The organism is Candidatus Burkholderia verschuerenii (assembly GCF_001189365.1).
GTDB classification, from domain to species: domain Bacteria; phylum Pseudomonadota; class Gammaproteobacteria; order Burkholderiales; family Burkholderiaceae; genus Caballeronia; species Caballeronia verschuerenii.
The window spans coordinates 33,633-59,458 of the sequence record NZ_LFJJ01000005.1; the positions used below are offsets into that span (position 1 = coordinate 33,633).

Consider the following 25,826-nt stretch of genomic DNA (forward strand, 5'->3'; position numbering starts at 1 on the left):
ACTTAAGCGGGCGCGGGGCCGCTGGTGCCGCGCACGACGAGTTCGATCGGCAAACAGACATCGGCGGGCGGGCGTTGCGTGTCGAGCCAGTCGAGCAGCGCGAGCGCCGCGCGTTGGCCGAGTTCGTAGGTCGGCAGCAACACAGTGGACAGTCCCGGCGTGATCTGCGATGAAATCGGCAGGTTATCGCAGCCGACAATCGACAATTGTTCCGGAATCCTTATATTTAGCGATTGTGCTTCGAACAACGCGCCGAGCGCGAGCACGTCGTTGCCGCAGAACACGGCAGTTGGACGCGGACGCAGTTGCATCAGATGCTTGAGTCCGGCGCGGCCGCCGTCGAAGTCGAACGGCTGCTCGATCACGTTCGCGTCGGGCAGACGCACGCCGGCATCCGCGAGCGCCGTGCGAAAGCCGTTGAGCCGGTGACGCGCGCGATCGTTATAGCGCGTCATGCCGGAAATCATGCCGAAGGTCGTGTGTCCCAGCGACAGCAGATGTTCCGCCGCCAGCGTGCCGATCAGGCGATTGTCGAAGCCGATCAGCGGCGCGGTCGTGGTCAGAATTTCGCTGGCGGCAGCGGCATTGGTCCATGTGATGAGCACGGGAATGCGGCTCGCGCGCACCATGTCCCACGTTTCATGCGCGTGTTCGGCGCCGACGAGCACCAGCGCGTCGACGGCACGCTCGAGCAGCGCGCGCGTCGCTTCGGTTTCGGATGCGAGGCTGTATTCGTGCGCGGAGATCAGCAGCTGATATCCCGCGCCGGACAGCGTGCTTTGCAGTCCCTGAACCGCGCGCGCGAAGATCGCGTTGTCGAGCGTCGGTACGATCGCGCCGACCATGCGCGCGCGTCCCAGCGCAAGCGCGCGGGCCGCGCCATCCGGTACGTAGCCGAGCTGGGCGATCGCCTGCATGATGCGATCGCGCGTATCGCCTTTGACCTTGTCTGGATTCGACAAGGTGCGCGAGACCGTCGCGGTGGACACGCCGGCCAGTGCGGCGACATCGGAAAGCCGGGGACGACCTTCAGTGCTGTCGTTCATTCAGGATGCCTTGCATCGTCGGATTACCGCGCCAAGCATCACATCGGCGCGGCTGGAAAGCTTCTAGGTATGAATACCGATTCATCGTCGGCGAGGTTTCACTATTATAAATGCAAGCGCTTGCATCGAAGGGGCGCAGCGATTCAGACCAGCCGGACGCTATCCGGCTTATTTTTGAACATGAAATGCAAGCGCTTGCATTTCGGGTGGATCGAGACAGTTTTCCATTCAGGAGCGGAGCCATGACGGTGTTTTATCTGAAGAAAGCCACCAAAACCCCGGAGACCGAAACCGCCACGACGCAGCGGGTCGTCACGGACATGCTGGCCGAAATCGAAGCGAACGGCGAAGCGGCGGTGCGCGAGTACGCGAAGAAGCTGGACCGCTGGGACGGCGAGATTATCGTGCCGCGCGAGGAGATCGAGCGTCGCGCGCGCGAGGTGCCGAAGCATATTCGCGACGACATCGACTTCGCCGTGAAGCAGGTGCACGACTTCGCCGTCGCGCAGCGCCGCTCGATCGAGGATTTTTCGGTGGAACTGCATCCCGGCGTGACGGCGGGGCAGCGCGTGATTCCGGTCAATGTCGTCGGCTGCTACGCGCCCGCCGGCCGTTACGCGCATATCGCGTCGGCATATATGGGCGTGGCGACCGCGAAGGCCGCGGGCGTCAAGACGGTGATCGCGTGTTCGAGCCCGTTTCGCGGCGGCGGCATCCATCCGTATGTGTTGTACGGCTTCAAGGCAGCAGGCGCGGATGTCGTGATGACGCTCGGCGGCGTGCAGGCGATTGCCTCGATGGCGTACGGGCTGTTCACGGGCAAGCCGGCCGATGTCGTCGTCGGTCCGGGCAACAAGTTCGTCGCGGAAGCGAAGCGCACCTTGTTCGGCAAGGTCGGCATCGACGTGTTCGCGGGTCCGTCGGAAGTCGCGGTGATCGCCGACGAAACCGCCGATCCGGCCATCGTCGCGAGCGATCTGGTCGGGCAGGCCGAGCACGGCCATGAATCGCCAGCCTGGCTCTTCACGACGTCGAAGGCCCTTGCTGCCGAAGTGATGGCGCTGGTGCCGCGCCTGATCGACGATCTGCCGCCGACCGCGCGCGATGCCGCCGCCGCCGCGTGGCGCGATTACGGCGAAGTGATCGTCTGCGATACGCGCGAGGAAGTCGTCGAGGTGTCGGATCGCTATGCGTCGGAGCATCTCGAAGTGCATGCCGCCGAGCTCGACTGGTGGCTCGACAAGCTGACCTGCTACGGCTCGCTGTTCCTCGGCGAGGAAACGACCGTTGCGTTCGGCGACAAGACGAGCGGCCCGAACCACGTCCTGCCGACCAAGGGCGCGGCGCGCTATTCGGGCGGCCTCTCCGTTCACAAGTTCGTCAAGACGCTGACGTGGCAGCGCATAACGCGCGATGCGGCGCGACGCATCGGCGAAGTGACCGCGCGCATCTCGCGGCTCGAAGGCATGGAAGCGCACGCGCGCACGGCCGACGATCGCCTGAAGAAGTATTTCCCGAACGAGCAGTTCGAAAAGGGCGACGCGGTGCAGGTCTGAACGCCGCGCATTCGAGAAGGAGCGAACGATGGAACTCGCAAGCATGTTCAGTCTGGAAGGACGCGTCGCGCTCGTGACCGGCGGTAACGCCGGCATCGGTCTTGCAATCTCGAGCGCGCTGGGACGCGCCGGTGCGCGCGTCGTGCTGGCCGCGCGCCGCGAAGGCGCATTGCGCGATGCCGCCGCGACGCTCGCGGCGCAGGGCATCGCGGCGGATTGCATCGTGGCCGACGTCGGCACGCCCGAAGCTGCGATGCAGTGCGGCCAAGACGCGCTCGCGCTGAACGGACGCATCGACATTCTGGTGAACGCGGCGGGCGTGAATCTGCGGTAGCAGTTCGCCGAAGTCACGCCCGAATCGTGGCACACGCAACTCGCGCTGCATCTGGGCGCGCCGTTCTTTCTCACGCAGACGCTCGCGCCGCAGATGAAGGCGCGCGGGTGGGGACGCATCGTGAATATCGCGTCGCTGCAGTCGTATCGCGCGTTCGCGAATAGCGCGCCGTATGGCGCGGGCAAGGGCGGCGTGGTGCAGCTCACGCGCGCGATCGCGCAGGAATGGGGCCGTCACGGCATTACGTGCAACGCCATCGGACCGGGCTTTTTTCCGACGGCGCTCACCGCATCCGTATTCGCCGATGAAGCGCTCGCCGGCCGTCACGCCGAACAGACCTGTCTCGGCCGCAACGGCAGGCTCGAGGACATCGACGGCCTCGCCGTGTTCCTCGCCAGCGACGCATCGGGCTATATCAGTGGTCAAACCATCATGATCGATGGCGGATACACCGCACGTTGATCGACATCGGCGGAGACAAGCATGTTGATACAGGACAGTCACGCGCAGGGCGCGAGCGATGCCTTGCATGGCCGCACCGCGTTGGGTTCCGACAACCTCAGGGCCGTGACGCTTTCCAGCGTGCTCGGCGCCGTCATCGAGTGGTACGACTTTTTTCTCTACGGCGTGGTCGCGGGCGTCGTGCTGAACCGGCTGTATTTTCCGCAGACCGATGCCGTCGTCTCGACGATGCTCGCGTACTCGACCTTCGCGCTCGGCTTTGTCGCGCGGCCGGTGGGCGGCGTGATCTTCGGCCACTTCGGCGATCGCCTCGGCCGCAAGAAGATGCTCATGCTCACGCTGCTGCTGATGGGCGGCGCGACCGTGACGATCGGACTCGTGCCGACGTATGCGTCGATCGGCATTGCCGCGCCCTTGCTGTTGCTGGTCTGCCGGATTGTGCAGGGAATCGGGTTGGGCGGCGAATGGGGCGGCGCGGTGCTGATGACGTACGAATCGGCGCCGGCGGACAAGCGCGGCTTTTACGCGAGCCTGTCGCAGATCGGCATGTCGCTCGGGCTGGTGCTGGCATCGGGCGTGGTCGCCGTGTTGTCCTTCACGCTCGACGATGCCCAGTTTCTCGCGTGGGGCTGGCGGGCGGCGTTTATCGCGAGCGGCGTGCTGGTGATCGTCACGTTCTACATGCGCAAGCACGTCGCCGAAACCGACGACTTCAACAAGGCGAAGAAGACGAAGCGCGATACGCTGCCCATTGCCGACGTGTTCCGCAAGTATCCGCGCACGGTGCTGGCCTGCATGGGCGCGCGCGTGATCGACGGCGTGTTCTTCAACGTGTTCGGCGTCTTCTCGATTCACTATTTCACCGAGACGTTGCATTTTCCGCGCACGACGGCGCTGCTCGGCGTCGTGTTCGGCGCGGCGGTGATGACGTTCTTCATTCCGTTCTGGGGCCGCGTGTCGGACAAGATCGGCCAGCCGCTCGTCTACGGCATGGGCGCGTTGCTCGCGGGACTGTCAGCGTATCCGGCTTTCATGCTGATGCACGGCTCGAACGGTTCCGCGTGGCCGGTGTGGATCGCGATCATCATTCCGTTCGGCGTGTTTCACGCGGCCGTGTTCGGCACGATGTCGTCGCTGTTCTCCGAAGCGTTCGAACCCGATGTGCGCTACAGCGGCATTTCCTTTGTCTATCAGTTCGCGGGCGTGTTCGCGGGCGGTCTGACGCCCGTGGCCGCGACCTGGCTCACCGGCATTCAGGGCGGCAAGCCCTGGTTCCTGTGCGCCTACGTGCTGGCGGCGGGAACCATCAGCGCGCTGAGCTGCGTCTGGCTTGCGCGGCATCGCAAATCGCCGCGTTGCGAGCGCCTTCGCGCGCGCGAAACGAACACGGTTCGATGAACCATCCGGAGACCCTCACATGAAAGCGCTCGTCTACACGCAACCCAACGAAATGCAATTGCTAGACCGGCCGGAACCCGTCGCCGGGGAAGGCGAAGTCGTGCTGAAGATCGAAGCCGTCGGCATTTGCGGCTCCGATATGCACGCGTATCACGGCCACGATCCGCGTCGCCAGCCGGGACTGGTGCTCGGGCACGAGTTCGCGGGCATCATCGCGCAAAGCCGCGACGCGCGATGGCGCGAAGGCACGCGCGTCACCGGCAATCCGCTGATCACCTGCGGCACGTGCGAATACTGCGTGCAGGGCCGCGACAACCTCTGCGCGCATCGGACGATGGTCGGCATGACGCGTCCCGGCGCGTTCGCCGATTACATGTCGATTCCGGCGTCGAGCCTGGTCGCGATTCCGGCGGATATGCCCGCGCACGTGGCCGCCGCCACCGAGCCCGCGGCGACGGCGCTGCACGCGGTGAATCTGATGATGCGCGCGTTGAGCCGCCCGCTGCCGGAATGCCGGACGCTGATCGTCGGCGGCGGCGCGATCGGGCTGTTTTGCGCGCTGCTGCTGAAGTCCTACGGATGCCGCGACGTGACCATTGCCGAAACGCACGCCGCCCGCCGCGCGCTCGCCGAGCACGAAGCGAAGTGCAAGACCTATAGCCCGCTGGAGCACGACGCGGAACCGAACCGCTTCGATTGCGTGATCGATGCCGTCGGCGCGAAAGTCACGCGCAACAGCGCGCTCGCGGCGATCAAGCCGGGCGGCGTGGTGATGCATATCGGCCTGCAGGACTGGTCGAGCGAAATCGACATGCGCAAACTGACGCTCGCCGAAATCACGCTGCTCGGCACCTACACCTACACGATGGCCGATCTGCGCGCGACCGTCGGCGCCTTGCACGAGGGCGCGTTCGGTGCGCTGACGCGGCTCGAATATCGGCCGCTCGCGGAGGGCGCGCAAGCCTTCGCGGATCTGCATGCGGGCCGCGCGAAGTCGAGCAAGATCCTGCTGATTCCCGAAACCGTCTGAGCAAATCACACGCCGGGCGCCGCTCATTCTTTTCTAACTGTCGATCCCTACACTCCGTTTCCGCGTCAACGAGAAATAAAAAGCGAGAGAGGTAGGGAAATGAACACGAACATGGTTTTTCGTCGGCTGTCGATGCCGGCACTGGCCGCAGCGTGCGCCACGGCGATGTTTTCCGTGCACGCACGCCCTGCAGCGGCCGAAGAAGGATTCGAGGACAAAACGGCGGGCTATCATCAATGCGTGATTGCCGCGATGCGCGGCACGCGCCGCGTCGCCGCCGTCCAGATGATGGAGAACGGCTGCCAGAAGGTCTGGTATGAAGGAAGCATGATGCGCGAGGCAGACAAGCAGGCCTACGTCTGCCTGCTTCGCTCGCTTCCCGGCGTCGATAACGACTATGCCGCCCAGCTGGTCTATTCGTCCTGCGCGAATCAACGATAACCGAGGAGCCGCCAGCATGCGACGAGAAGGCGTGAGCTACACCCTGCATCACATCGGCATTCCCACCGACGCGGCGCGGCCCGGCGAACGTTATGCCGCGAGCGTCGACATGTACACGTCCGACGATCTCACCGGGCCGCTGCCGATTCAATGGCATCGCTTCGGGCCGGACTGCACGCTGGCCGAGCCGATGCGCAGCCAGCCGCATATCGCCTACAAGGTCGACAACCTCGCGGCGGCGATCGAAGGTCATCGCGTGATTCTCGGTCCCTACGAGCCGCTCGACGATTTTCGCGTCGCGGTCATCGATAACGCCGGCATGCCGATCGAGTTCATCGAAACGACGCTGACCGATGCGGAAATCTGGAACCGCGCGGGAAATGCCGCGAAGGCGCAGCTTTATCGCTGATCCTCCCGCGACGCCGGCAGAAAGAACGTCCTATCCTTACCGCGCAAAAGGTGCGACATTTGCCGCAACAGCGTCGGCTATGGCCGGCGATATTCGATCGACATCCACTCCGGGCGATGCGGCGACATTGTCCGCGTCGGCGTGCCGGGAATCACACGGTCAGCACACCATGCTCAGGCTAGATGAGGTCACCAATAGCGAAGGTTTCCCCGAACGATGCGACGTCGCGGTGATCGGCGGCGGCATTGTCGGCGTCAGCACCGCGTATGAACTGGCGGGGCGCGGAGTGTCGGTGGTGCTGCTGGAGAAGGGCGTCATCGGCGGCGAGCAGTCGGGTCGCAACTGGGGCTGGGTGCGCCAGCAGAACCGCGATCTCTACGAATTGCCGCTCGCGATGCAGAGCCTCAGGCGCTGGGGCGAACTCAGCGAGGAACTCGGCGAGGACATTGGTTTTCGCAAGTCCGGCATTCTGTACGGCACGGAAAATCAGGCCGATGTCGCGCAGTGGGAATCGTGGCTCGCCCGCGCGCGCGAAGTCGGTTTCAACAGCGAGATTCTGAGCGCGCGCGAACTGGCGTCGCGCATTCCGTCGGGGCGCGCGAAATGGGCGGGCGGCCTGTGGTCGGTCACCGATGGCCGCGCGGAACCGTCGAAGGCGGCGCCCGCCATCGCGCGCGGCGCGCAACGGCTCGGCGCGAAGGTGTATCAGAACTGCGCGGTGCGCGGCCTCGATATAGGCGCGGGCCGCGTCTCCGGCATCTGGACCGAGCGCGGCAGGCTCGCGGCCGATACCGTCGTGCTCGCGGGCGGCGCGTGGAGCGCGCTGTTCTGCCAGCGTCACGGCATCGATCTGCCCGCCATCAACGTGATGGGCACGGCCTTGCGCACGGCGGAAGCGCCGGGTGTCATCGAAGGCTGTTTTTCAGGGCCGAATTTCGCGCTGCGGCGCAGGCTCGACGGCGGCTATACGATCGCCGTGCCGGGTTACGGACGCGTCGAACTCGCGCCGCAAAACCTGCGGCATTCGGTGAAGTTCCGCACCATGTTCCGCAGCAAGCTCAAGAAGAAACTGAAGATCCGCGTCGGCGCGAGCTTTTTTCAGGGGCCGGAAGCGAGCGCGAGCTGGAACGACGGTGATATCACGCCGTTCGAAAAGACTCGCGTGCTCGATCCGCGTCCCGATGTGGAATGGCTCGAACGATCGCTGCACAACGTCGCGAGCGTATTTCCCGAACTGTCGGGCTTGCGGATCGCGCACGCGTGGGCCGGCGCGATCGATACGATGCCCGATCTCGTCCCCGTCATCTCGAAGGTCGATGCGAAGCCGGGCCTCGTGATCGCATCCGGTTTCAGCGGACACGGCTTCGGTCTGGGCCCGGGCGCGGGCATGCTGGTGAGCCGTCTGGTGATGGAAGAAGTGCCGCAATTCGATACCGGTCCGTATCGGCTGAACCGGTTCAGCGATGGCACGCGGTTGCATAGTCCGGAGATGATGTGAGGCGGCGAGCGATGCGCCGCGTCAGAAGATCACATAAATCTTGCGCATCGTCTCAACCACTTCCCAAAGCCCTTCCGTCTGCGCTTCAAAAAACAGCGTATCGCCGCTGCGAAAGTGGATGGTGTCTTCGCCGTCAGGCGTGAAAATCCCCGCGCCCGCGATGAAATGCATCACTTCGGCCTGCTTCACCGAGCGCCGATACGCGCCGGGCGAGCATTCGAACACGCCGGTATCGATCGCCTCGAGGCCGGGAATCACCATCTGGCGGCCGCTCACGCGCACGGGGTCCGTGCCGGGCAGGGCGGCCGTGCCCCAGTCTTCGAGTCCTTCGAGTTCGACGGCCTGTTTGATCTGCTGAACTTTCACGTCGTGGCTTCCTGTTAGCGTGATTTGCGTGGAGTGAGATCGATGCGTCGTTCGATGCGGCCGAGCCGCACCACGGTCACGCCGGGGCGCAACTGGCGCAGCGACGGCATCACGAGCATGCAGTCGTCGTAGGTCGTGGTGACCGCGACGCCATCGTTCCATCCGATCACCGCGCCCGCGCGATCGAACACTTCGAGCCCCGTATAAGCGCCCGCGAAACGAAAGTCCATGCTCTTCGCGACGACCGGTTGCGTCACGCTGACCACGCGCATTTCATCGGGCAGCGGCCGGAGCCAATCGGCGGGCAGATCGCTTGCGTCGACGATACCCGCGAGCAGCAGAAAGCGCGCCGTGCTGTCGCGCGCGACGTCGACCGCGCGCGCTTCCCAGTGTTGCCCGCATTCGATCAGCAACGCGTTCTTCGGGCTGGCCGCATCGCCGAAACCCTCGTAGTCGCGCATGCGGCGGCCTTCGGGATGGCCTTCGTCGCGAATCACCGTCGCGGGCGTGCCGAGTTGCACGGCGAGTTCCGCGCCTTTGTCGAGCGGACCGGCGACGATCAGCGGCAGGCTCTTTTCATGCATCGAATGCAGATCGAGGAGCAGACCGACCGTGTCGATGACCGGGCGCATCGCGCGGGCGCGATCGAGTTCCGACGAACGCGTGGCGGTGTCGTACGCGTGGCGGTGTCGTCGAGCTTCGCGGCGGTCCACACGCGGTTGAAGTCCTGATCGACGAAACGCGCGCGATCCGGCATCGCCGCATCGAAGCGTGCGTAGGCATCGACATTGGCGAACGACAGCGTCAGCGTGCTGCGTTTCGGGCGCAGCTTCGCGCGCAGCAAGGCATCGACGACGATCGCGCCGCACACTTCGTTGCCGTGCGTGAGCGCGTTGATCATGACGTGCGGCCCGGCCACGCCGGAATCGAACGTATGCACATACGCGATGCCCGTATTGTCCTGCGCGTGCGCGCCGATATCGGGAAACTCGACTTCGATGGGATAGTTATCCATAAGGTTTCCTTAATAACAACGCGCCCGATCGATCTCGCCGATCATCCGTTCGCCCGCGCGATGACGGCGCAAGTTGTCGAGCAGTGCATCGACGGCCGTTTCGGGACGCGTCGCGCTCGCGATATGCGGCGTGATGCGTACACGCGGCTGTGTCCACAAAGGATGATCGGCGGGCAGCGGTTCGGGATCGGTGACATCGAGCACGGCGCTGTGGATATGGCCGCGTTCGAGCGCGTCGAGCAGATCGGCACTGACAAGTTGCGGCCCGCGTCCGACATGCACGAGCGATGCGCCCGCCGGGAGCTTCGCGAATACGCGCTTATCGAGCATCCCGCGCGTGGCGTCGGTGAGCGGCAGCAGGCACACGAGCACATCGGTGCGCGCGAGAAAGGCATCGAACGATGCTTCGCCCGCAAAGCACGCGACGCCTTCTATCTCGCGCGTCGAACGGCTCCATCCCGCGCAATCGAAACAGAATAGCCGCAGTCGTTCGAGCACCGCCGTGCCGAGCATGCCCAGCCCGAGCACGCCGATGCGGCGCGACACGGCCGGACGCAACGGCATCGCGCGCCAGGTGCGCGTCCGCTGCTGCAACGCGTAGTCGAACAGATCGCGATGAATGGCGAGCACGGCTTCGGTCATATATTCGACCATGCCATCGACGATGCCCGGTTCGATCATCCGCACCACCGGCAAATGCGCGGGAATGCGCGCGAGATCGAGTTGATCGACGCCCGCGCCGACGGAAAACATCACTTCGAGATTCGGCAGCGTGGCGGCGAGATCGCCGGGTTGCCACGCGACGAGATAGCGGATCGCGTCCGCGTCGCCGATATCCGGCCAGATGCGAAAGGGCAGCTCCGGCGCGAGCGCGGCGAAGCGTTCGGCCCACACGGCGCCGCGCACCGGATCGGCTTTATAAAGAACCGTCATGATGTCAGGCCATCGCCTGATTGATGATGCCGAACGCGCGATATGTCGCATCTGGCGGGCCGCCGTGTTCGCTCGCGGGCGCGTTGCGCACCATCTTCACGACCGAACTGACATGCTTCAGGCCGACGCTCGCGAGCCAGTCGTTGATGCCGGTGCCCGCGGGCACATCCATGCGCACGAATGCGCCCGCGTGCTGCGCCAGCCAATGCGTGATCAGCGATTTCGCGCGAATCGCATCGGTGGCGACGACCGGGCCGATCACCTGTCCGCGTCCGAAGCGCCGCAGCAGCGAGAAGCCGACGATGGCGCCATCGCGTTCGAGCACGATGCCTTGCGCGTGCGCCGATTCGAGCAGCGCGGGAATCGTCGCGCTGCGATCGAAGCCGCTCGCCCGCGATGCGAGTTCGACGACCGTCGCGAGATCGTCGCGCGTCATCGCGCGCAGGCGTTCACCTTCGGGCGGCGCGATCGCCGCGACATCGCCGATCGGTCCCTGATGTTGATCGATCGATCCGCATTCCGCGAAGCCGAGCTTCTCGTAGAGCGGCTTGCCCGCTTCGGTCGCGTGCAGAAAGGTGATGCGTCCGCCGAGTTCCTCGAGCACGAGTTCCATCAGCTTGCGTCCGATGCCGCGGCCCTGTTGTTCCGACGACACGATCACGAGTCCGAGCGTGCCGCGATCCGCGCCGAACTTCCAGCACAGCGCGGTGCCGATCACGACGCCCGCGTCTTCCGCGACGAAGCCGGTCCCGGCGTCGAACATCTCACGCCAGTCTTCCGCGCGATGCGGCCACTGCACGGCCACGGACAAGCCGTGCGCGGCGGGAATATCGTCGGCGGTAAAGGCGCGATAGCGCGGCGCGGCGCTGACACGCGAGTCTGACACTGCGTTCTCCTGCGGGCGGCATAGTGAGATTCGACTCTCCCACGCGGCCCCGTTCGGTTGATAGGACGATCTTCCTGCGTTGGCCACACGCAAACCTTCGACACGCTCGCTAACCCGAGTTTTCAAAATCGAAGTTCAGCGAAAGCGATTTTATTCAATATAATGAGCAAACTCGCGCGATTCTTCAATGCCGCTCTCGCGTGCGGCGGTCGCGCCCGCATCGTCATCGGCGTCATCGGATAGAAACCACATGCAGCGCACAACACTCAACAAGCGGGGCACGCCCGAACTCAGTCATGCCGATGTCGGCGCGCGGCTGAAGGCGCTGCGCATCGCGCACGGCCTGTCGGTCAACGAACTGGCGATGCGCGCCGGCGTGTCCGTCGGCACCGTCAGCCAGGTGGAGCGCAACAAGGCGAATCCTTCGGTGCGTATCCTCGAAAAGTTGCGGCAGGCGCTCGAAGTGCCGCTGAGCGCGCTGCTCGAAGACGACGACGCGGTGTCCGATCCCGTCGCAGGCGATTTCGTGCGCCGCGCCGCCGAACGTCCGCTGTTCGAAGTCGGCAAGAACGGCATGCAGAAGGAACTGCTGTCGCCGCACGGCGATCACGATCTGCAGATGATGGTCATCATGCTGCCCGCCGGTTCCGGTTCCGAAGAAGTGCTGGTCGGCATCGGCGAAAAAGCGGGGCTCGTGCTGGAAGGATTGGTCGTGCTGAATGTCGGCGACCGGCGCTGTGAACTGCGCGCGGGCGACAGCTTCCAGTTCAAGAGCACCGTGCCGCATAGCGTGCGCAATGAAAGCCGAAAAGCCGCGCGTCTGCTGTGGATCATGAACACGCAGCCGCCCGTCATTCACCTCTGACTGTTCTTCCGCCGTATCCGGTCCGTTCATTGTGACGGGCCGCCGTTCATTTTCAGTTCGATTCGGGTCACGTCCCGCCTGCTCGTTTTCCCCAACATCCTCGTTTGCCCGTTGCGGCGCACATCCCCGTGCCGCAAGGCCTGACGCGCCTTCGCGCCGGTCTCGTCGCGCATCGCCACATCGACTTTTCGCCGGATTATTTTTTATCACTAGGAATTCATTTTGTGTTCACTATAATGAATTTCATTCAATGTTCGTTCATTTCGGCGCACGCTGAAGAACGGGCGGCAGCATCCCCTGAACGCGCTGCGAGGCGCTTACCGAACAGGCCGGGCATGTCAACTCCGTCACTCGATTTCGATCCGTCCGCCGTGCCATTGCCGCAAGGGCATTTCATCGGCGGCGCGTATCACCGGACCGATGAAGCGCAGATCGCCGTGCTTCGTCCGTCCGATGGCAAGCTGCTCGGCCACGTGCCCGATGCATCGGCGGATACGGTCGATTTTGCGGTGAACAACGCGCTCGACGCGTTGAAAAGCAGCGGCTGGGCCACGCGCCCGCCGCGCGAGCGAGCGAAAGTGATGACGCGCTGGGCCGATCTGGTCGACCGCCACGCGCTGAGCCTCGCGCAACTCGAAACCGTCAGCTCGACGCGGCCGATCGCGGAATCGTATGCATCGGATGTGCCGTTCACCGCCGAAGCGATCCGCTTTTTTGCGGAACTGGCCGACAAGCTCGGCGGCGATATCGCGGCGACGCGGCGCGACAGTCTCGGCTTCGTTGCATCCGAACCGTATGGCGTGATCGGCGCGATCACGCCGTGGAATTTTCCGCTGTCGATGTGCTCGTGGAAGTGCGGCCCCGCGCTCGCGGCCGGCAACGCGGTTGTGCTGAAACCTTCCGAAATGACGCCGTTCTCCACGCTGCATCTCGCCGAGCTGGCGATCGAAGCTGGCATGCCGCCGGGTATCTTCAACATCGTGAACGGACGCGGCGCGAGCACGGGCGCGGCGCTGACGCGACATCTCGATATCGCGAAGATCAGCTTCACCGGTTCGACGCGCACCGGCGCTGCCATCATGAGCGATGCCGCCATGCACGGCACCAAGCCCGTCACGCTGGAACTCGGCGGCAAGAGCCCGCAACTCGTGTTCGAACGCGTGACGAATCTGGAGCACACGGCGCGCTGCATCGCGCGCGGCTTTATCGCCAACGGCGGTCAGGCGTGCGTGGCGGGTACGCGTTTGATCGTGCACAAAGGCATTGCCGATGCGCTGATCGAAGCGATAAAAGTACAACTAACTAATGTCGCACCCGGTCCGCTCTGGAGCGGCGCAACCGCTTATTCGCCGATCATCAGCCGCACGCAGGCCGAACGTATCGATCGTCTGCTCGACGACAGCCGCGCGTCCGGCGCGGAGGTGATCTTCGGTGGCGGCTATTTCGAAGGCACGGGCGAAGGCTATTTTCATCGGCCGACGCTGCTTGCCAACGTGACCGCCACGACGCCCGCCGTGCGCGAGGAACTGTTCGGCCCGGTGCTTACCGTGCAAACCTTCGAGGATGAAGACGAGGGCATCGCGCTCGCGGGACATCCCACATATGGCCTGGCGGCTGGCGTGCATTCGCGCGACATCGGCCAGGCGCTGCGCGCGATGCGTCGTATCGCGGCGGGCACGATCTGGATCAACCGGTACGGCCGCAGCAGCGGCGACATGATGATCCCGACCGGCGGCTTCAAGCAATCGGGCATCGGCAAGGATCTCGGACGTCAGGCGCTGGAGGCGAGCATGCGTCACAAAAGCGTGCTGATCGATTTCGACCAGATGTAGGCATCACCGCTTCACGCAAAGATCGCGCAAAGATTCGACGACACTGAACCTGAATCCGCATCGGATTCGCCACGACGACAGGATGCACACCATGATCGATTTCGAGCCGAAGTACATCACCTTCGACTGTTACAGCACGCTCACCAACTTCCAGATGGGACAAACCGCGCGTCAGCTTTATGCCGACAAGCTAAGCCCGGAGAAGATGGAAGAGTTCATCGAATTTTTTCGCGGCTACCGGCTCGACGAAGTGCTCGGCGCATGGAAGCCATATCGCGACGTGGTGGTGAATTCGGTGCGCCGCACCTGCGAGCGCACGGGCGTGCCGTTCGATCTCGCCATCGCTGAAAAGATCTACGAAGCCGTGCCGACGTGGGGCCCGCATGCGGACGTGCCGGAAGGGCTGTCGCGCCTTGCGAGCAAATATAAATTAGTGATCCTGTCGAATGCATCGAACGATCAGATTCACAGCAATGTCGACAAGCTCGGCGCGCCGTTCCACAAGGTCTTTACCGCGCAGCAGGCGCAGGCGTACAAGCCGCTGCAAAAGGCCTTCGAATATATGTTTTCGCAACTCGACTGCAATCCCGAAGACGTATTGCATGTGTCGTCGAGCTTCCGCTACGACCTGATGACCGCGTACGACATGGGCATCAAGCACAAGGCTTTCGTGAATCGCCGTCACGAGTCGCTCAACACGTATTACGGCGTGAACGAAGTGTCGGGCATTCCGCAACTCGCATCGCTGCTCGGCCTGTAAGGCACCCGCATGAAGCTCGATTCCTACTGGCTCGATACCGCGCCGCGCTTCTCGCAACTCGCGCAGGGCGACCTGCCCGCGCGCGCGGATGTGGTCGTGGTCGGCGGCGGCTTCACGGGTTTGTCGGCGGCGCTCGAACTTGCGAAGCGCGGCGTGTCGGTGATCGTGCTCGAAGCGGGGCGGCTCGCCGCGCAGGCGTCGGGACGCAACGGCGGGCATTGCAATACGGGCGTCGCGCAGGACTATGCGTCGCTGTCGGCGCGGATCGGCGGCGAGCGCGCGGCGGAGTTTTATCGCGCGTATGCGGGCGCGGTGGAAACGGTGCGCGCGATCATCGGCGAGGAAGGCATCGACTGCGATTTGCGCGATAGCGGCAAGATCAAGCTCGCCGCGAAGCCGCAGCATTTCGCGTCGCTGGCGAAGTCGTATGACGTGATCCGGCGCGAAGTCGATGCCGATGTGGAACTCGTGCCGCGCGAACGTATTCGCGACGAGATCGCCTCCGATGGTTTCTTCGGCGGCCTCGTGCAGCGCAACGGCATGCAGATGCATATGGGCAAGTTCGGCGTTGGACTCGCGGAAGCAGCAGCGCGGCGCGGTGCGCGAATTTTCGAGGACTCGCCGGTGACCGGCCTGAAGCCGCTCGGTGGCAACGTGTTCGAAGTGCAGAGCGCGCGCGGCGCGATGCGCGCGGATCGCGTGTTGATTGCGACGGGCGCATCGCTGACGGGACCGCTGCAATGGTTTCGCCGACGCATCGCGCCGGTGGGCAGTTTCATCGTCGCGACGGAGCCGCTCGGTAAAGCCAAGCTCGACGCATTGCTGCCCACGCGCCGTTCGTATGTGACGACGCGTCATATCGGCAACTACTTTCGCGCGACGCCCGACGAGCGTTTGCTGTTCGGCGGCCGTGCGCGCTTCGCGATGTCGAATCCGCGTTCGGACGAAAAGAGCGGGCGCATTCTGCAAGCGGGCATCGCGCAGTATTTTCCGCAACTTGCCGATGTACGCATCGACTATTGCTGGGGCGGACTCGTCGATATGACGGCGGATCGGCTGCCGCGCGCGGGTCAGCATGAAGGCCTGTTTTATTCGATGGGCTACAGCGGCCACGGCGTGCAGATGTCGGTGCACATGGGCCGCGTGATGGCCGACGTGATGTTCGGCGCGGCCGCGCGCAATCCGTGGCGAACGCTCGAATGGCCCGCGATTCCAGGGCATTTCGGACGCGCGTGGTTTCTGCCGCTGGTCGGCGCGTATTACCGCTTGCAGGACGTTTTGCATTGAACGGATGCCGCGCGTCATGTCGATAAACGGCATGACCGCATACCTGAGGACCATCCATGTCGCGTGCCACTTTCTCGCCTGCTTCCGCTCTCGGCCTGCGCGCCACGCAGGCCGTGCAGCGCGCGCTGGATTTTATCGAAGCGTGTTTTGCCGAGCCGATCAGCTTGTCGGAGTTGGCGGGTATCGCGGGCCTGAGCATCTCGCGTTTCGCGGTGCGCTTCAATGCCGAAGTCGGCATTTCGCCGCACCAGTATGTGCGACTGGTGCGCGTGCGGCATGCGCAACGTTTGTTGAGCGGCGGCTTGCCGCCGTCGGTGGTGGCGGCCGAAGTCGGCTTCTTCGATCAGAGCCATCTGTGCCGGCACTTCAAGCGCGTGATGGGCGCAACGCCGCGCGAATGGCTGAGCGGCGACGCCGCGCGCGTCGCTAATCTGAAGAGTGCGACGACGGAAACAGCGAGTCGAGCGGATAGCCGCTCCTCTCGAAGGCCGTCTTGACGATCACATAACTGAAGTACTGATCGATGCCGATATCGCGCGCCAGCAGCGCTTCGATCACGCGCTGATAGTGGCTGACGCTTCGTGTGACGAATTTGAGGAGATAGTCGTATTCGCCGCTTGCCAGATGACATTCGACGATTTCATCGACGGCGCGAATGGCCGTTTCGAACTTCGCGAAGTCTTCGCGGCGGCGGTCGGCAAGCGTGATTTCGGCGAACACGATCTGCACGTCGTCGAGCTTGCGCAGATCGAGTTGCGCGCCGTATCCCGCGATGTAACCCGCCTGTTCGAGCCGCTTCACGCGCGCAAGACACGGGCTTGGCGACAGGCCGACGGCGCCGGCGAGTTTGACGTTGGTGATGCGGCCTTGCTCCTGCAACTGCGCCAGGATGTGCAGATCGATGTGGTCGAGTTTCGCGTTGCCGTTCATCGTCGAATGTGTTCCGTGTTCCGCGCGAAGGGTTGGGGTAGTACCGATGTTAGCGATGCATGCCCGTGCGGCGTTTCGCCAAAAGTGCCCTGAAAAAGGGCGTGCGCCGCGTTTTGCACCCGTCGCGCAGCATTTTGTGCTGCACGCGCTTAAAAGCTGGACGAAGGCTTTCGTGTGCACGCTGAAAACACGTGAAGCCTTGATCTAAGGGTCTTTCCCGACGACGGCAGACCATGCTGTTCGAGCCACGCAAAACCGTGATTTCGAATGGTCGAACCTGCCGATATGCGATGAACGGCATTTTTTGCGGTGATTAAATCAGTATCGCGCAGCCGGATTCGTCAGTAAGGCATTTCCAACGTTCCACCCGTCAATGAGGAGCAGGTGTCATGTACGACGACGTAATCAGAAAAGGCGGCATGAGCCGCCGCGACGTGCTGCGCGTGTTGGCAGCCGGGGGCATGGCAGCGGCTGGCGCAGGCGGGTTGCTCGTGGGCGCGACGCCCGCGATCGCCGCGCCCGCGCCCGCGCCCAAGAAGGGCGGCAAGATCCGCGTTGCGTATGACGCGGCATCGACGGCGGATACGCTCGATCCCGCGAAAGGATCGTCCGGCTCGGACTACATCCGGTTCTTCATGTTCTACAGCAGTCTGACGCAGCTCGATGCGTCGCTCACGCCGCGCATGGATCTCGCCGAAGCGGTCGACAGCAGCGACGGCAAGGTCTGGGTCATCAAGCTGCGTAAAGGCGTGAACTTCCACGACGGCAAGCCGCTCGGCCCAGCCGATGTCGTCTACTCGCTGATGCGTCACAAGAACGCGGCGACCGCATCGAAGGTGAAGACGCTCGCCGACCAGTTCACCGACGCGAAGCAGACCGGCCCGAACGAAATCACGCTCACGCTCGCCTCCGCGAATACCGACTTGCCGGTGATTCTCGCGACGCCGCAGTTCGTGATCGTCAAGGACGGCACGACGGATTTCGCCACGGCGGTCGGCACGGGGCCGTACAAGCTCAAGTCGTTCAAGCCGGGCGTCTCGACTGTCGGCGTGCGCAACGACAACGTCTGGAAGACCGGCGGCGGACCGTATCTCGATCAGATCGAACTGATCGGTATCGGCGACGATGCGGCGCGCATCAACGCGCTGCTGTCCGGCGACGTGCATCTGATCAACTCGGTCGATCCGCGTTCGACGCAGCGCATCGCATCGACGGATGGCTATGAAGTGCGCGAAACCAAGTCGGGTCTCTATACCGACCTCATCATGCGGCGCGACAACACGATGTCGGGCAATCCCGATTTCGTGCAGGGCATGAAGTATCTGTTCGATCGCGAGCAGGTCAAGAGCGCAGTATTTCGCGGCTATGCCGTGGTCGGCAACGATCAGCCGATTCCGCCGGAACATCGCTACTTCAATGCTTCGCTGCCGCAGCGTCCGCACGATCCCGACAAGGCGAAGTTCCACTTCCAGAAAGCGGGCGCAGTCGGCACGACCTTGCCGCCGATCTACGCCACCACCGACGCGAACGGTTCCATCGAAATGGGCGTGCTGCTGCAGCAGTCGGCCGCGAAGATCGGCGTGAATCTCACCATCAATCGCGTGCCTGCCGATGGTTACTGGTCGCAGCACTGGATGAAGCATCCGCTCGGCTTCGGCAGCATCAATCCGCGTTCGAGCGCGGACGTGCTGTTCACGCAGTTCTTCAAATCCGATGCGCCGTGGAACGAGTCGGGCTGGAACAGTCCGAAGTTCGATCAGCTGCTCGCGGCCGCGCGCTCCGAAACCGACGACGCCAAGCGCAAGCAGATGTACGGCGACATGCAGGTGATCGTGTCGGAGCAATGCGGCATCGGCATTCCGACCTTCCTGAGCCTGCTCGATGCGAACGACAAGCGCGTGCAAGGTCTCACCGCGATTCCGACCGGCGCGATGATGGGCTTCACCTTCGCCGAGCATGTCTGGTGGAACGCGTGACCCGCTGATCGAGCCGAAGCGGCGGCCGCACGCCGCCGCCTTGCCCACTCACTGGATGGAGGGCTGACAGATGAACCGGAACATCGTCGGGCTGATCGGCCGGCGCGTTGCAGTCACCGCGCTGACGCTGCTGATCGTCTCGATCATCATCTTCGTGATCACGAACCTGCTGCCGGGCGATGCCGCGCAGGCCGCGCTCGGTCAGGAAGCCACCGCCGAAACCGTCGCCGCGCTGCGCCAGCAGTTCGGACTGGATCAGGCGCCGTGGCTGCGTTATCTGCACTGGCTGATGGGCCTCGCGCACGGCGACTTCGGCTTGTCGCTGTCGAGCAGCATGCCGGTCTCGGAGATGATCGCGGGACGCCTGCCCAAGTCGCTCACGCTCGCCGCGATCACGACGCTCGTGTCGGTGCCGGTGGCGGTGTCCGCGGGCATCCTCGCGGCGGTGAATCGCGAATCGGTGATCGATCGCATCGTGAGTCTGGGCACGCTCTCGCTGGTCGCGACGCCGGAGTTTCTGATCGCGACGGTCGCGGTGCTGGTGCTGGCGGTGAAGTTGCACTGGCTGTCGGCGCTGTCGTACGACGGCGAAATCGAGAGCGTGCACGACTTCCTGCGCGCCTACGCGATGCCCGTCGTTACGCTCTGCGCGGTCGTCATCGCGCAGATGGCGCGCATGACGCGCGCGGCCGTGATCGAGCAACTGAGTTCGTCGTATGTCGAGATGGCGATGCTCAAGGGCGCGAGCCCGTCGCGCGTGGTGCTGCGTCACGCGTTGCCGAACGCGATCGGCCCGATCGCCAACGCGATTGCGCTGAGCTTGTCGTATCTGCTGGGCGGCGTGATCGTCGTGGAGACCATCTTCAATTATCCCGGTCTCGCCAAGCTGATGGTCGATGCCGTCAGCAATCGCGACTTCCCGCTCGTGCAGGCGTGCACGCTGCTGTTCTGCCTGGGTTATCTGGTGCTCGTGCTGCTGGCCGACCTGTGCGCCATCCTCTCCAATCCGAGGTTGCGGACATGAATCATCATCGATCCGTTTCGATTCACACCGATCACGCCGATCCGTTCAAGCGCAGCAGCATGCTGCCCGGCAACGCGGAGCCGATGCGTCCGAACGGCAGCGGCATGCCGACGCCGCCCGCGCGTCCGCCGCGCCGCCGCAGTCTGACGCAGCGCATGGGTCTGTCGACGGGCGGCTGGATCGGCCTCGCGATGGTGTCGTGCGCGCTGTTCGTCGCGGCCTTCGCGCCGTGGCTCGCACCGCATCAGGTCGGCTCCATCGTGACGAACGACGTGTTCGCCGGCATGAGCGCGAAGCTGCCGCTCGGCTCCGATTATCTCGGCCGCGACATGCTCACGCGCATCATCTACGGCACGCGACTAACGGTCGTGCTCGCGCTCGCCACCGCGCTGCTCGCGGCGCTGGTCGGCACCACGCTCGGGCTGCTCGCCGCCGTCGCGGGACGCGGCATCGACGAGACCATGAGCCGTCTGCTCGACGCCATCACGTCGATTCCGTCGAAGATGTTCGCGCTGATGATCGTGGCCGCGTTCGGTTCGTCGCTGACGCTGCTGATCCTTACGGCCGCGTTCAGCTATATGCCGGGCTCGTATCGCATCGCGCGTTCGCTGGCGGTGAATATCGGCACGCTCGAGTATGTGCAGGTGGCGCGGGCGCGCGGCGAGAGCGCGCTGTATATCGCGTGCTTCGAGATGTTGCCCAACATGGTTCATCCGATGTTGGCCGATACCGGCTTGCGCTTCACCTTCGTCGTGCTGCTGCTGAGCAGCCTGAGCTTTCTCGGGCTGGGCGTGCAGCCGCCGTATGCCGATCTCGGCTCGCTGGTGCGCGAGAACATCGCGGGTCTCGGCGAAGGGACGGCGGTCGTGATTCTGCCCGCGATCGCCATTGCCGTGCTGACGGTCGGCGTCAATCTGCTGATCGACGGCGTGCCGCATCGCGGACGCCGCCGCAAGCAAGCCGCCGCAAGCAACGCCGATGCCGATGGAGGACATTGAATGAGTGCCGAACTCCTGCATCGCGGCACGCTTGCCGCGAACGACGCCACCCATAATCTCGTCGACGTGCGCGGCCTGCGCGTGGTCGGCAGCCGCCCCGGCGAAGCGGACACGACCATTGTTCACGATATCGACTTCGAGATCGCGCGCGGCGAAGTGCTCGCGCTGATCGGCGAATCGGGCTCGGGCAAGACGACCATCGCGCTATCGTTGATGGGGCACGCGCGCAGCGGTTGCCGCATCACGGGCGGCTCGATCCGCATCGGTGATACCGACGTGCGCTCGCTCTCCGCGAAAGGGCTGGAAGGCTTGCGCGGACGACGCGTCGCGTATATCGCGCAGAGCGCGGCGGCGGCCTTCAATCAGTCGCGCGCGATCATGGATCAGGTGATCGAAAGCGCGATGATCCACGGCACGCTGTCGAAGCGCGATGCGCAGGCGAAGGCCGTCGAACTGTTTCGCGCGCTGGCGTTGCCGGAGCCGGAAACGATCGGGCGGCGCTATCCGCATCAGGTGTCGGGCGGGCAGTTGCAGCGGCTGATGGCGGCGATGGCGCTGATCACCGATCCCGAGCTCGTGATTCTAGACGAACCGACCACCGCGCTCGACGTCACCACGCAGATCGACGTGTTGCAGGCGTTTCGCCGCGTGATTCGCCAGTACGGCATGACGGCGGTCTACGTATCGCACGATCTGGCCGTGGTCGCGCAGATGGCGGATCGAATCGTAGTCCTGAGCGATGGACAGATTCGCGAAGTCGGCGCGACCGAACAGATTCTGCACGCGCCGAGGCATCCTTATACGCAGAGCCTTGTTGCGGCGGTGCAGCCGGTGGTGTCGGCGTGCGCATCCGCGGCGCAGGCGGACGGGCCCGCGCCCTTGCTCGAAGTGCGTCGCATGACGGCGGGCTATGGCCGCAAGAGCGCGAAGGGCTGGCCCGAAAAGATCATCCTCAACGATGTCGATCTGACGATACGCCGTGGTCAGACGGTCGGCGTGATCGGCGAATCCGGCTCGGGCAAGACGACGCTCGCGAAGGTCATCGCTGGTCTGATGCCGATGGCGGGCGGCCAGTTACTGCTCGACGGCGAACCGCTGTCGGGCAATCTCAGCCGCCGCACGCGCGAACAGTTCCGGCGCATCCAGATCGTGTTTCAGAACGCGGATACGGCGTTGAATCCCGTGCATAGCGTCGAGCGCACGCTGGCTCGGCCGCTCAAGTTTTATCACGGTTTGAAGGGCGAAAAGGCGCGGCGGCGCGTGGCCGAATTGCTGGAACTGGTGCGTCTGCCCGCGTCGTGCGCGCAACGCAGTACGGGCGAATTGTCGGGCGGACAGAAGCAGCGCGTGAATCTGGCGCGCGCGCTCGCCGCCGAACCCGATCTCATTCTCTGCGACGAAGTGATGTCCGCGCTCGATACGGTCGTCGGCGCGGCAATCCTCGATCTGCTGCGCGAGTTGCAGCAGAAGCTCGGCGTGTCGTATCTCTTCATCACGCACGATATTGCCAAGGTTCGTGCGATCAGCGACGACATCGTCGTGATGTATGCGGGGCATCGCGTGGAAACGGGCGATCGCGCGGCTCTGTCTGCGCCGCCGTTTCATCCGTATTCGCATCTGCTGGTGTCGTCCGCGCCGGAACTGCGCGCGGGTTGGCTCGATGAAGCGAGCGAGCGTTGTCATCAGACGCTGACGCCGATCGGCGCATCCGACGACAACCCGGAACTGTGCACCTTCCTGCCGCGCTGCCCGATGCGTATCGACGGCGTATGCAATCGCACCGCGCCCGCGAAGCGCACGCTTGCGAACGGCGCGCAGGTGCTGTGTCATCGCAGCGAGGAAGAACTGGAGCGCTTCCAGACCACGCCGCGCGACGAAGATGCGGCGGCGCGCGCGCCCGTGTTCTGACGAACCACAGGACAACGATGCAATCACTCGAACAAGCGGACAGGTGTCACTTCTTTCATCCGGGCACACATGCCTACGATCACGCGACCGGCGCGCTGGAAGGTTTCATCGTCACGGAAGGTCACGGTATTCATCTGACCGATGCAGCGGGCCGCGAGTATATCGACGGCTTTTCCGGGCTGTATTGCGTGAACGTAGGCTATGGCCGCGACGAGATCGCGGATCGCATGGCCGAGCAATGCAAGCGGCTTTCGTACTATCACACGTATGTCGGCAGCAGCAACGAACCGGTGATCGAGCTGTCGCAACGCCTGATCGAACAATGGGCGCCGCCGGGCATGGTGAAGGTGTTTTATGGCATGTCGGGTTCGGATGCCAACGAGACGCAGATCAAGCTGGTCTGGTATTACAACAACATTCTTGGCCGCAGAAACAAGAAGAAGATCATCGCGCGCGATCGGGCGTATCACGGTTCGGGCATCGTCACGGGCGGGCTTACGGGTTTGCCGGTCTATCACGCAAACTTCGTTCGCCGTTCGATCGCGTGTTGCGCATGCTGTGTCCCGACTACTATCGCAACGCCGCGCCCGGCATGAGCGAAGCGGCGTTCACGGCGCATTGCGTGGCGGAACTCGAAGCGCTGATCGAGCGCGAAGGCGCCGACACCATCGCTGCATTTATCGCGGAACCGATGAACGGCACCGGCGGTATCGTGCCCCCGCCCGAAGGTTACTGGCGCGCGGTGCAGGACGTGCTGCGCCGTCACGACATTCTCCTGATCGCCGATGAAGTCGTGTGCGGCTTCGGACGTCTCGGCGCGCGCACGGGTTGCGAGCGCTTCGATATCCGGGGCCCGATCTGCTGACCTTCGCGAAAGGCTTGACGAGCGCGTATGCGCCGCTATCGGCAGTCGTCGTAGGCGATGCCTTCTGGGACGTGCTGATGTACGGCTCGCGCGAGCACGGCATGATGGGCCACGGCTGGACCTATTCCGGGCGTCCGATGGGCGCGGTCGCCGCGCTGGCGAATCTCGACATCATGGAGCGCGAGCAACTCGTCGCGAACGCGGACAGCGTGGGCGCGTATCTGCTCGAACGCTTGCGAGCGACCTTTGGCGCGCATCCGTCGGTGGGCGATGTTCGCGGCATCGGCATGCTGATGGCGATTCAACTGATGCTCGATCCCGCGACACGCACGCCGTTTCCGCCCGAGCATCGCATCAATGCGCGCGTCGTCGCGGCGGCGCGCGGGCATGGGCTGCTGGTTCGCGCGCTCGGCAGCGACATCGTGGGCTTTGCGCCCCCGCTGATCACCACGCGCGACGAGGCCGACGAGATCGTGCGGCGCATGCAACTCGCATTCGACGATACCTTGAGGACCGCATGACTTCGACGCTCCATCTGCCCGCCATCGGGCTGGGCCCGTGGCAATCGCAACACGACGACGGCGTGAAGGCCGTGCGCATCGCTATCGAAAAAGGGTATCGGCATATCGATACGGCCGCGCGTTACGAGAACGAAGCGGCGGTCGGCGAGGGCATCCGGCAAAGCGGTATCGCGCGCGACGAGATGTTCGTCACGACCAAGGTCTGGTGGACGGAACTGCATGCGGGCGCGTTTCGCCGTTCGGTGGAACGCAGCCTGAGCGAGCTGAAATTCAATTACGTCGATCCGCTACTGATACATTGGCCGAACCCGGATATTCCGCTTGAGGAAACGCTCGAAGCGCTGGCCGATGCGCATCGGCAAGGGCTGGCGCGCAAGATCGGCGTATCGAATTTTCCGGTGGCGTGGCTGGAGCGCGCGGTCGCGGCGTCGCCGGTGAAGCTGTCGGTGAATCAGTGCGAGTATCACCCGTATCTGAATCAGCAGAAGGTGCTGGCGGCGTGCGCCAAACATGATATGAGCTTCGTCGCGCATATGCCGCTCGGCAGCGGGCGGCTGATCGACGATCCGATGATCGCCGATATCGCGCGGCGTTACGGCAAGACCAGTGCGCAGATTCTGCTGCGCTGGCTCGTGCAGCAGCCGGGCGTCGCGGCCTTGCCGAAGTCGGGCAATGCGCAGCGTATCGGCGAGAACATCGACGTGTTCGACTTCGCGCTCGATGACGACGAGATGCATCGCATCGCCGGACTCGCATCGCCCGATGGACGCATCAGCAAGGTCTCGTGGGCGCCGCAGTGGGATACGGCTTGATCAGCCGTTCATCGAACGCAGGCCGTAAATGCGTTCGACCGCCAGCAGAAACACGATCGCGATCGTCATCTGCACGGTGCTGATCGCGGCGATCGACGGATCGAACTGATTCTGCAAATACGAGAGCATCACGACGGGTAGCGTCGTCGTATTCGCGCTGCCGAAGAAGTACGACACGCCGAGATTGTCGAGCGAGATCAGCACGGAAAACAGCGCGCCCGCGAAAATCCCCGGCGAAATAAGCGGCAGTGTGACGTGCACGAAGCGCTGTCCGATGCTCGCGCCGAGCACGGACGCCGCTTCGCCGTAACCCGGACTGAGGTTCCTGCACGCGGCAATCGTCGTGCGCAATACATACGGCACAGACACGCACGTATGCGTGATCAGCAGCGCCAGAAACGAATTGCCGATGCCCAACTCCGACAGGTAATACAGCGACGACAGCCCGACCACCAGCGGCGGCACGGCAATGGGCGACAGCAGAAACGACGTGACCGCGTTGGCAGTGCGCGAATGCGAGCGGGCCAGCTCGAGCGCGGCGGGCACCGCTAGCACGATCGCCAGCACCGTCGATGCACCCGCGAGCAGCAGGCTCGTGATCAGCGAATCGGTGAAGGGCTTGTATTCGAGAAATCGCCGATACCAGCGCAGCGACACGCCATCGAGCGACACCG

General features: G+C 64.1%; 25 protein-coding genes and 3 pseudogenes. 21 read left to right on the forward strand and 7 right to left on the reverse strand.

Features of this window, described 5'->3' with window-relative positions; translation table 11 throughout:
• Positions 1–2: 2 nt before the first annotated feature.
• On the reverse strand, positions 3–1,046 hold the full coding sequence (locus BVER_RS02380; RefSeq protein ID WP_050451925.1) for a LacI family DNA-binding transcriptional regulator: 1,044 nt from the start codon (positions 1,044–1,046) through the stop codon (positions 3–5).
• Between the two features lie 242 nt (positions 1,047–1,288).
• Here BVER_RS02380 and hpsN point away from each other — a divergent pair, with 242 nt between their 5' ends.
• The 7 genes and pseudogenes from hpsN to BVER_RS02415 all read left to right on the forward strand — a co-directional run bounded on the left by hpsN (position 1,289) and on the right by BVER_RS02415 (position 8,174).
• A complete protein-coding gene (hpsN, locus tag BVER_RS02385; protein WP_050451926.1) occupies positions 1,289–2,602 on the forward strand; it encodes a sulfopropanediol 3-dehydrogenase in 1,314 nt (437 codons plus the stop codon).
• Between the two features lie 43 nt (positions 2,603–2,645).
• Positions 2,646–3,398 (forward strand): annotated as a pseudogene (locus BVER_RS02390) (SDR family NAD(P)-dependent oxidoreductase).
• 21 nt (positions 3,399–3,419) lie between these two features.
• Entirely contained in the window at positions 3,420–4,796 is a 1,377-nt protein-coding gene (locus tag BVER_RS02395) for an MFS transporter (RefSeq protein ID WP_083452011.1), read from the forward strand.
• Between the two features lie 19 nt (positions 4,797–4,815).
• Positions 4,816–5,826, forward strand: coding sequence for an alcohol dehydrogenase catalytic domain-containing protein (locus BVER_RS02400; protein ID WP_050451927.1), 1,011 nt, complete (start codon positions 4,816–4,818; stop codon positions 5,824–5,826).
• A gap of 99 nt (positions 5,827–5,925) precedes the next feature.
• Positions 5,926–6,267, forward strand: coding sequence for a VF_A0006 family four-cysteine protein (locus BVER_RS02405; protein ID WP_050451928.1), 342 nt, complete (start codon positions 5,926–5,928; stop codon positions 6,265–6,267).
• 16 nt (positions 6,268–6,283) lie between these two features.
• Entirely contained in the window at positions 6,284–6,676 is a 393-nt protein-coding gene (locus BVER_RS02410) for a VOC family protein (RefSeq protein ID WP_050451929.1), read from the forward strand.
• A gap of 169 nt (positions 6,677–6,845) precedes the next feature.
• A complete protein-coding gene (locus tag BVER_RS02415; RefSeq protein ID WP_050451963.1) occupies positions 6,846–8,174 on the forward strand; it encodes an NAD(P)/FAD-dependent oxidoreductase in 1,329 nt (442 codons plus the stop codon).
• Between the two features lie 21 nt (positions 8,175–8,195).
• On the opposite strand, the gene BVER_RS02420 is transcribed toward BVER_RS02415, so the two are convergent.
• The 4 genes and pseudogenes from BVER_RS02420 to BVER_RS02435 form a co-directional block, all read right to left on the reverse strand.
• The gene (locus tag BVER_RS02420) at positions 8,196–8,540 is read right to left on the reverse strand and encodes a cupin domain-containing protein (RefSeq protein WP_050451930.1); all 345 of its coding nucleotides are present in this window, start codon (positions 8,538–8,540) and stop codon (positions 8,196–8,198) included.
• Between the two features lie 14 nt (positions 8,541–8,554).
• A pseudogene (locus BVER_RS02425) lies at positions 8,555–9,555 on the reverse strand (M14 family metallopeptidase).
• A 9-nt stretch (positions 9,556–9,564) separates the two neighbouring features.
• Positions 9,565–10,488, reverse strand: coding sequence for a 2-hydroxyacid dehydrogenase (locus BVER_RS02430; protein WP_050451931.1), 924 nt, complete (start codon positions 10,486–10,488; stop codon positions 9,565–9,567).
• Between the two features lie 4 nt (positions 10,489–10,492).
• The gene (locus BVER_RS02435) at positions 10,493–11,374 is read right to left on the reverse strand and encodes a GNAT family N-acetyltransferase (RefSeq protein ID WP_050451932.1); all 882 of its coding nucleotides are present in this window, start codon (positions 11,372–11,374) and stop codon (positions 10,493–10,495) included.
• A 250-nt stretch (positions 11,375–11,624) separates the two neighbouring features.
• Between BVER_RS02435 and BVER_RS02440 the strand changes: the two genes are divergently transcribed.
• From BVER_RS02440 to BVER_RS02460, 5 genes are all read left to right on the forward strand, one after another.
• A complete protein-coding gene (locus BVER_RS02440) occupies positions 11,625–12,239 on the forward strand; it encodes a helix-turn-helix domain-containing protein (protein ID WP_050451933.1) in 615 nt (204 codons plus the stop codon).
• A gap of 335 nt (positions 12,240–12,574) precedes the next feature.
• A complete protein-coding gene (locus BVER_RS02445; RefSeq protein WP_050451934.1) occupies positions 12,575–14,071 on the forward strand; it encodes an aldehyde dehydrogenase family protein in 1,497 nt (498 codons plus the stop codon).
• A 91-nt stretch (positions 14,072–14,162) separates the two neighbouring features.
• Positions 14,163–14,831 carry a haloacid dehalogenase type II gene (locus BVER_RS02450; RefSeq protein ID WP_050451964.1) on the forward strand — a complete coding sequence of 223 codons (669 nt, stop codon included), beginning with the start codon at positions 14,163–14,165 and terminating at the stop codon, positions 14,829–14,831.
• Between the two features lie 9 nt (positions 14,832–14,840).
• On the forward strand, positions 14,841–16,118 hold the full coding sequence (locus BVER_RS02455; protein WP_050451935.1) for an NAD(P)/FAD-dependent oxidoreductase: 1,278 nt from the start codon (positions 14,841–14,843) through the stop codon (positions 16,116–16,118).
• 56 nt (positions 16,119–16,174) lie between these two features.
• Positions 16,175–16,615, forward strand: a complete 441-nt coding sequence (locus tag BVER_RS02460; RefSeq protein WP_050451936.1) for a helix-turn-helix domain-containing protein — start codon at positions 16,175–16,177, stop codon at positions 16,613–16,615.
• Here BVER_RS02460 and BVER_RS02465 read toward each other — a convergent pair.
• Positions 16,545–17,048 carry an Lrp/AsnC family transcriptional regulator gene (locus BVER_RS02465; RefSeq protein ID WP_050451937.1) on the reverse strand — a complete coding sequence of 168 codons (504 nt, stop codon included), beginning with the start codon at positions 17,046–17,048 and terminating at the stop codon, positions 16,545–16,547. The two genes, BVER_RS02460 and BVER_RS02465, sit on opposite strands and share 71 nt — an antisense overlap.
• A gap of 55 nt (positions 17,049–17,103) precedes the next feature.
• Between BVER_RS02465 and BVER_RS32235 the strand changes: the two genes are divergently transcribed.
• From BVER_RS32235 to BVER_RS02495, 9 genes and pseudogenes are all read left to right on the forward strand, one after another.
• Positions 17,104–17,256: a hypothetical protein gene (locus tag BVER_RS32235; RefSeq protein WP_198155125.1), complete on the forward strand. Its 153-nt coding sequence runs from the start codon at positions 17,104–17,106 to the stop codon at positions 17,254–17,256.
• A gap of 181 nt (positions 17,257–17,437) precedes the next feature.
• Positions 17,438–19,024 carry an ABC transporter substrate-binding protein gene (locus BVER_RS02470; protein WP_050451938.1) on the forward strand — a complete coding sequence of 529 codons (1,587 nt, stop codon included), beginning with the start codon at positions 17,438–17,440 and terminating at the stop codon, positions 19,022–19,024.
• A gap of 70 nt (positions 19,025–19,094) precedes the next feature.
• Positions 19,095–20,048 carry an ABC transporter permease gene (locus tag BVER_RS02475; RefSeq protein WP_050451939.1) on the forward strand — a complete coding sequence of 318 codons (954 nt, stop codon included), beginning with the start codon at positions 19,095–19,097 and terminating at the stop codon, positions 20,046–20,048.
• The gene (locus BVER_RS02480; RefSeq protein ID WP_050451940.1) at positions 20,045–21,046 is read left to right on the forward strand and encodes an ABC transporter permease; all 1,002 of its coding nucleotides are present in this window, start codon (positions 20,045–20,047) and stop codon (positions 21,044–21,046) included. The genes BVER_RS02475 and BVER_RS02480 overlap by 4 nt, the downstream gene beginning before the upstream one ends.
• Complete coding sequence (locus tag BVER_RS02485; RefSeq protein ID WP_050451941.1) at positions 21,047–22,954, forward strand: ABC transporter ATP-binding protein; 1,908 nt, start codon at positions 21,047–21,049, stop codon at positions 22,952–22,954.
• Between the two features lie 17 nt (positions 22,955–22,971).
• Positions 22,972–23,331, forward strand: a pseudogene (locus BVER_RS35050) (aminotransferase class III-fold pyridoxal phosphate-dependent enzyme); the annotation flags it as partial.
• On the forward strand, positions 23,277–23,819 hold the full coding sequence (locus BVER_RS35055) for an aminotransferase class III-fold pyridoxal phosphate-dependent enzyme (protein WP_269750731.1): 543 nt from the start codon (positions 23,277–23,279) through the stop codon (positions 23,817–23,819). The pseudogene BVER_RS35050 and the gene BVER_RS35055, both read left to right, overlap by 55 nt.
• Positions 23,783–24,340, forward strand: a complete 558-nt coding sequence (locus BVER_RS35060) for an aminotransferase class III-fold pyridoxal phosphate-dependent enzyme (RefSeq protein WP_269750730.1) — start codon at positions 23,783–23,785, stop codon at positions 24,338–24,340. The genes BVER_RS35055 and BVER_RS35060 overlap by 37 nt, the downstream gene beginning before the upstream one ends.
• Positions 24,337–25,152: an aldo/keto reductase gene (locus BVER_RS02495; protein ID WP_050451942.1), complete on the forward strand. Its 816-nt coding sequence runs from the start codon at positions 24,337–24,339 to the stop codon at positions 25,150–25,152. Before BVER_RS35060 ends, BVER_RS02495 begins: the two co-directional genes overlap by 4 nt.
• Here BVER_RS02495 and BVER_RS02500 read toward each other — a convergent pair whose 3' ends face one another.
• Positions 25,153–25,824, reverse strand: a complete 672-nt coding sequence (locus BVER_RS02500; protein ID WP_198155126.1) for an ABC transporter permease — start codon at positions 25,822–25,824, stop codon at positions 25,153–25,155.
• Positions 25,825–25,826 lie beyond the last annotated feature (2 nt).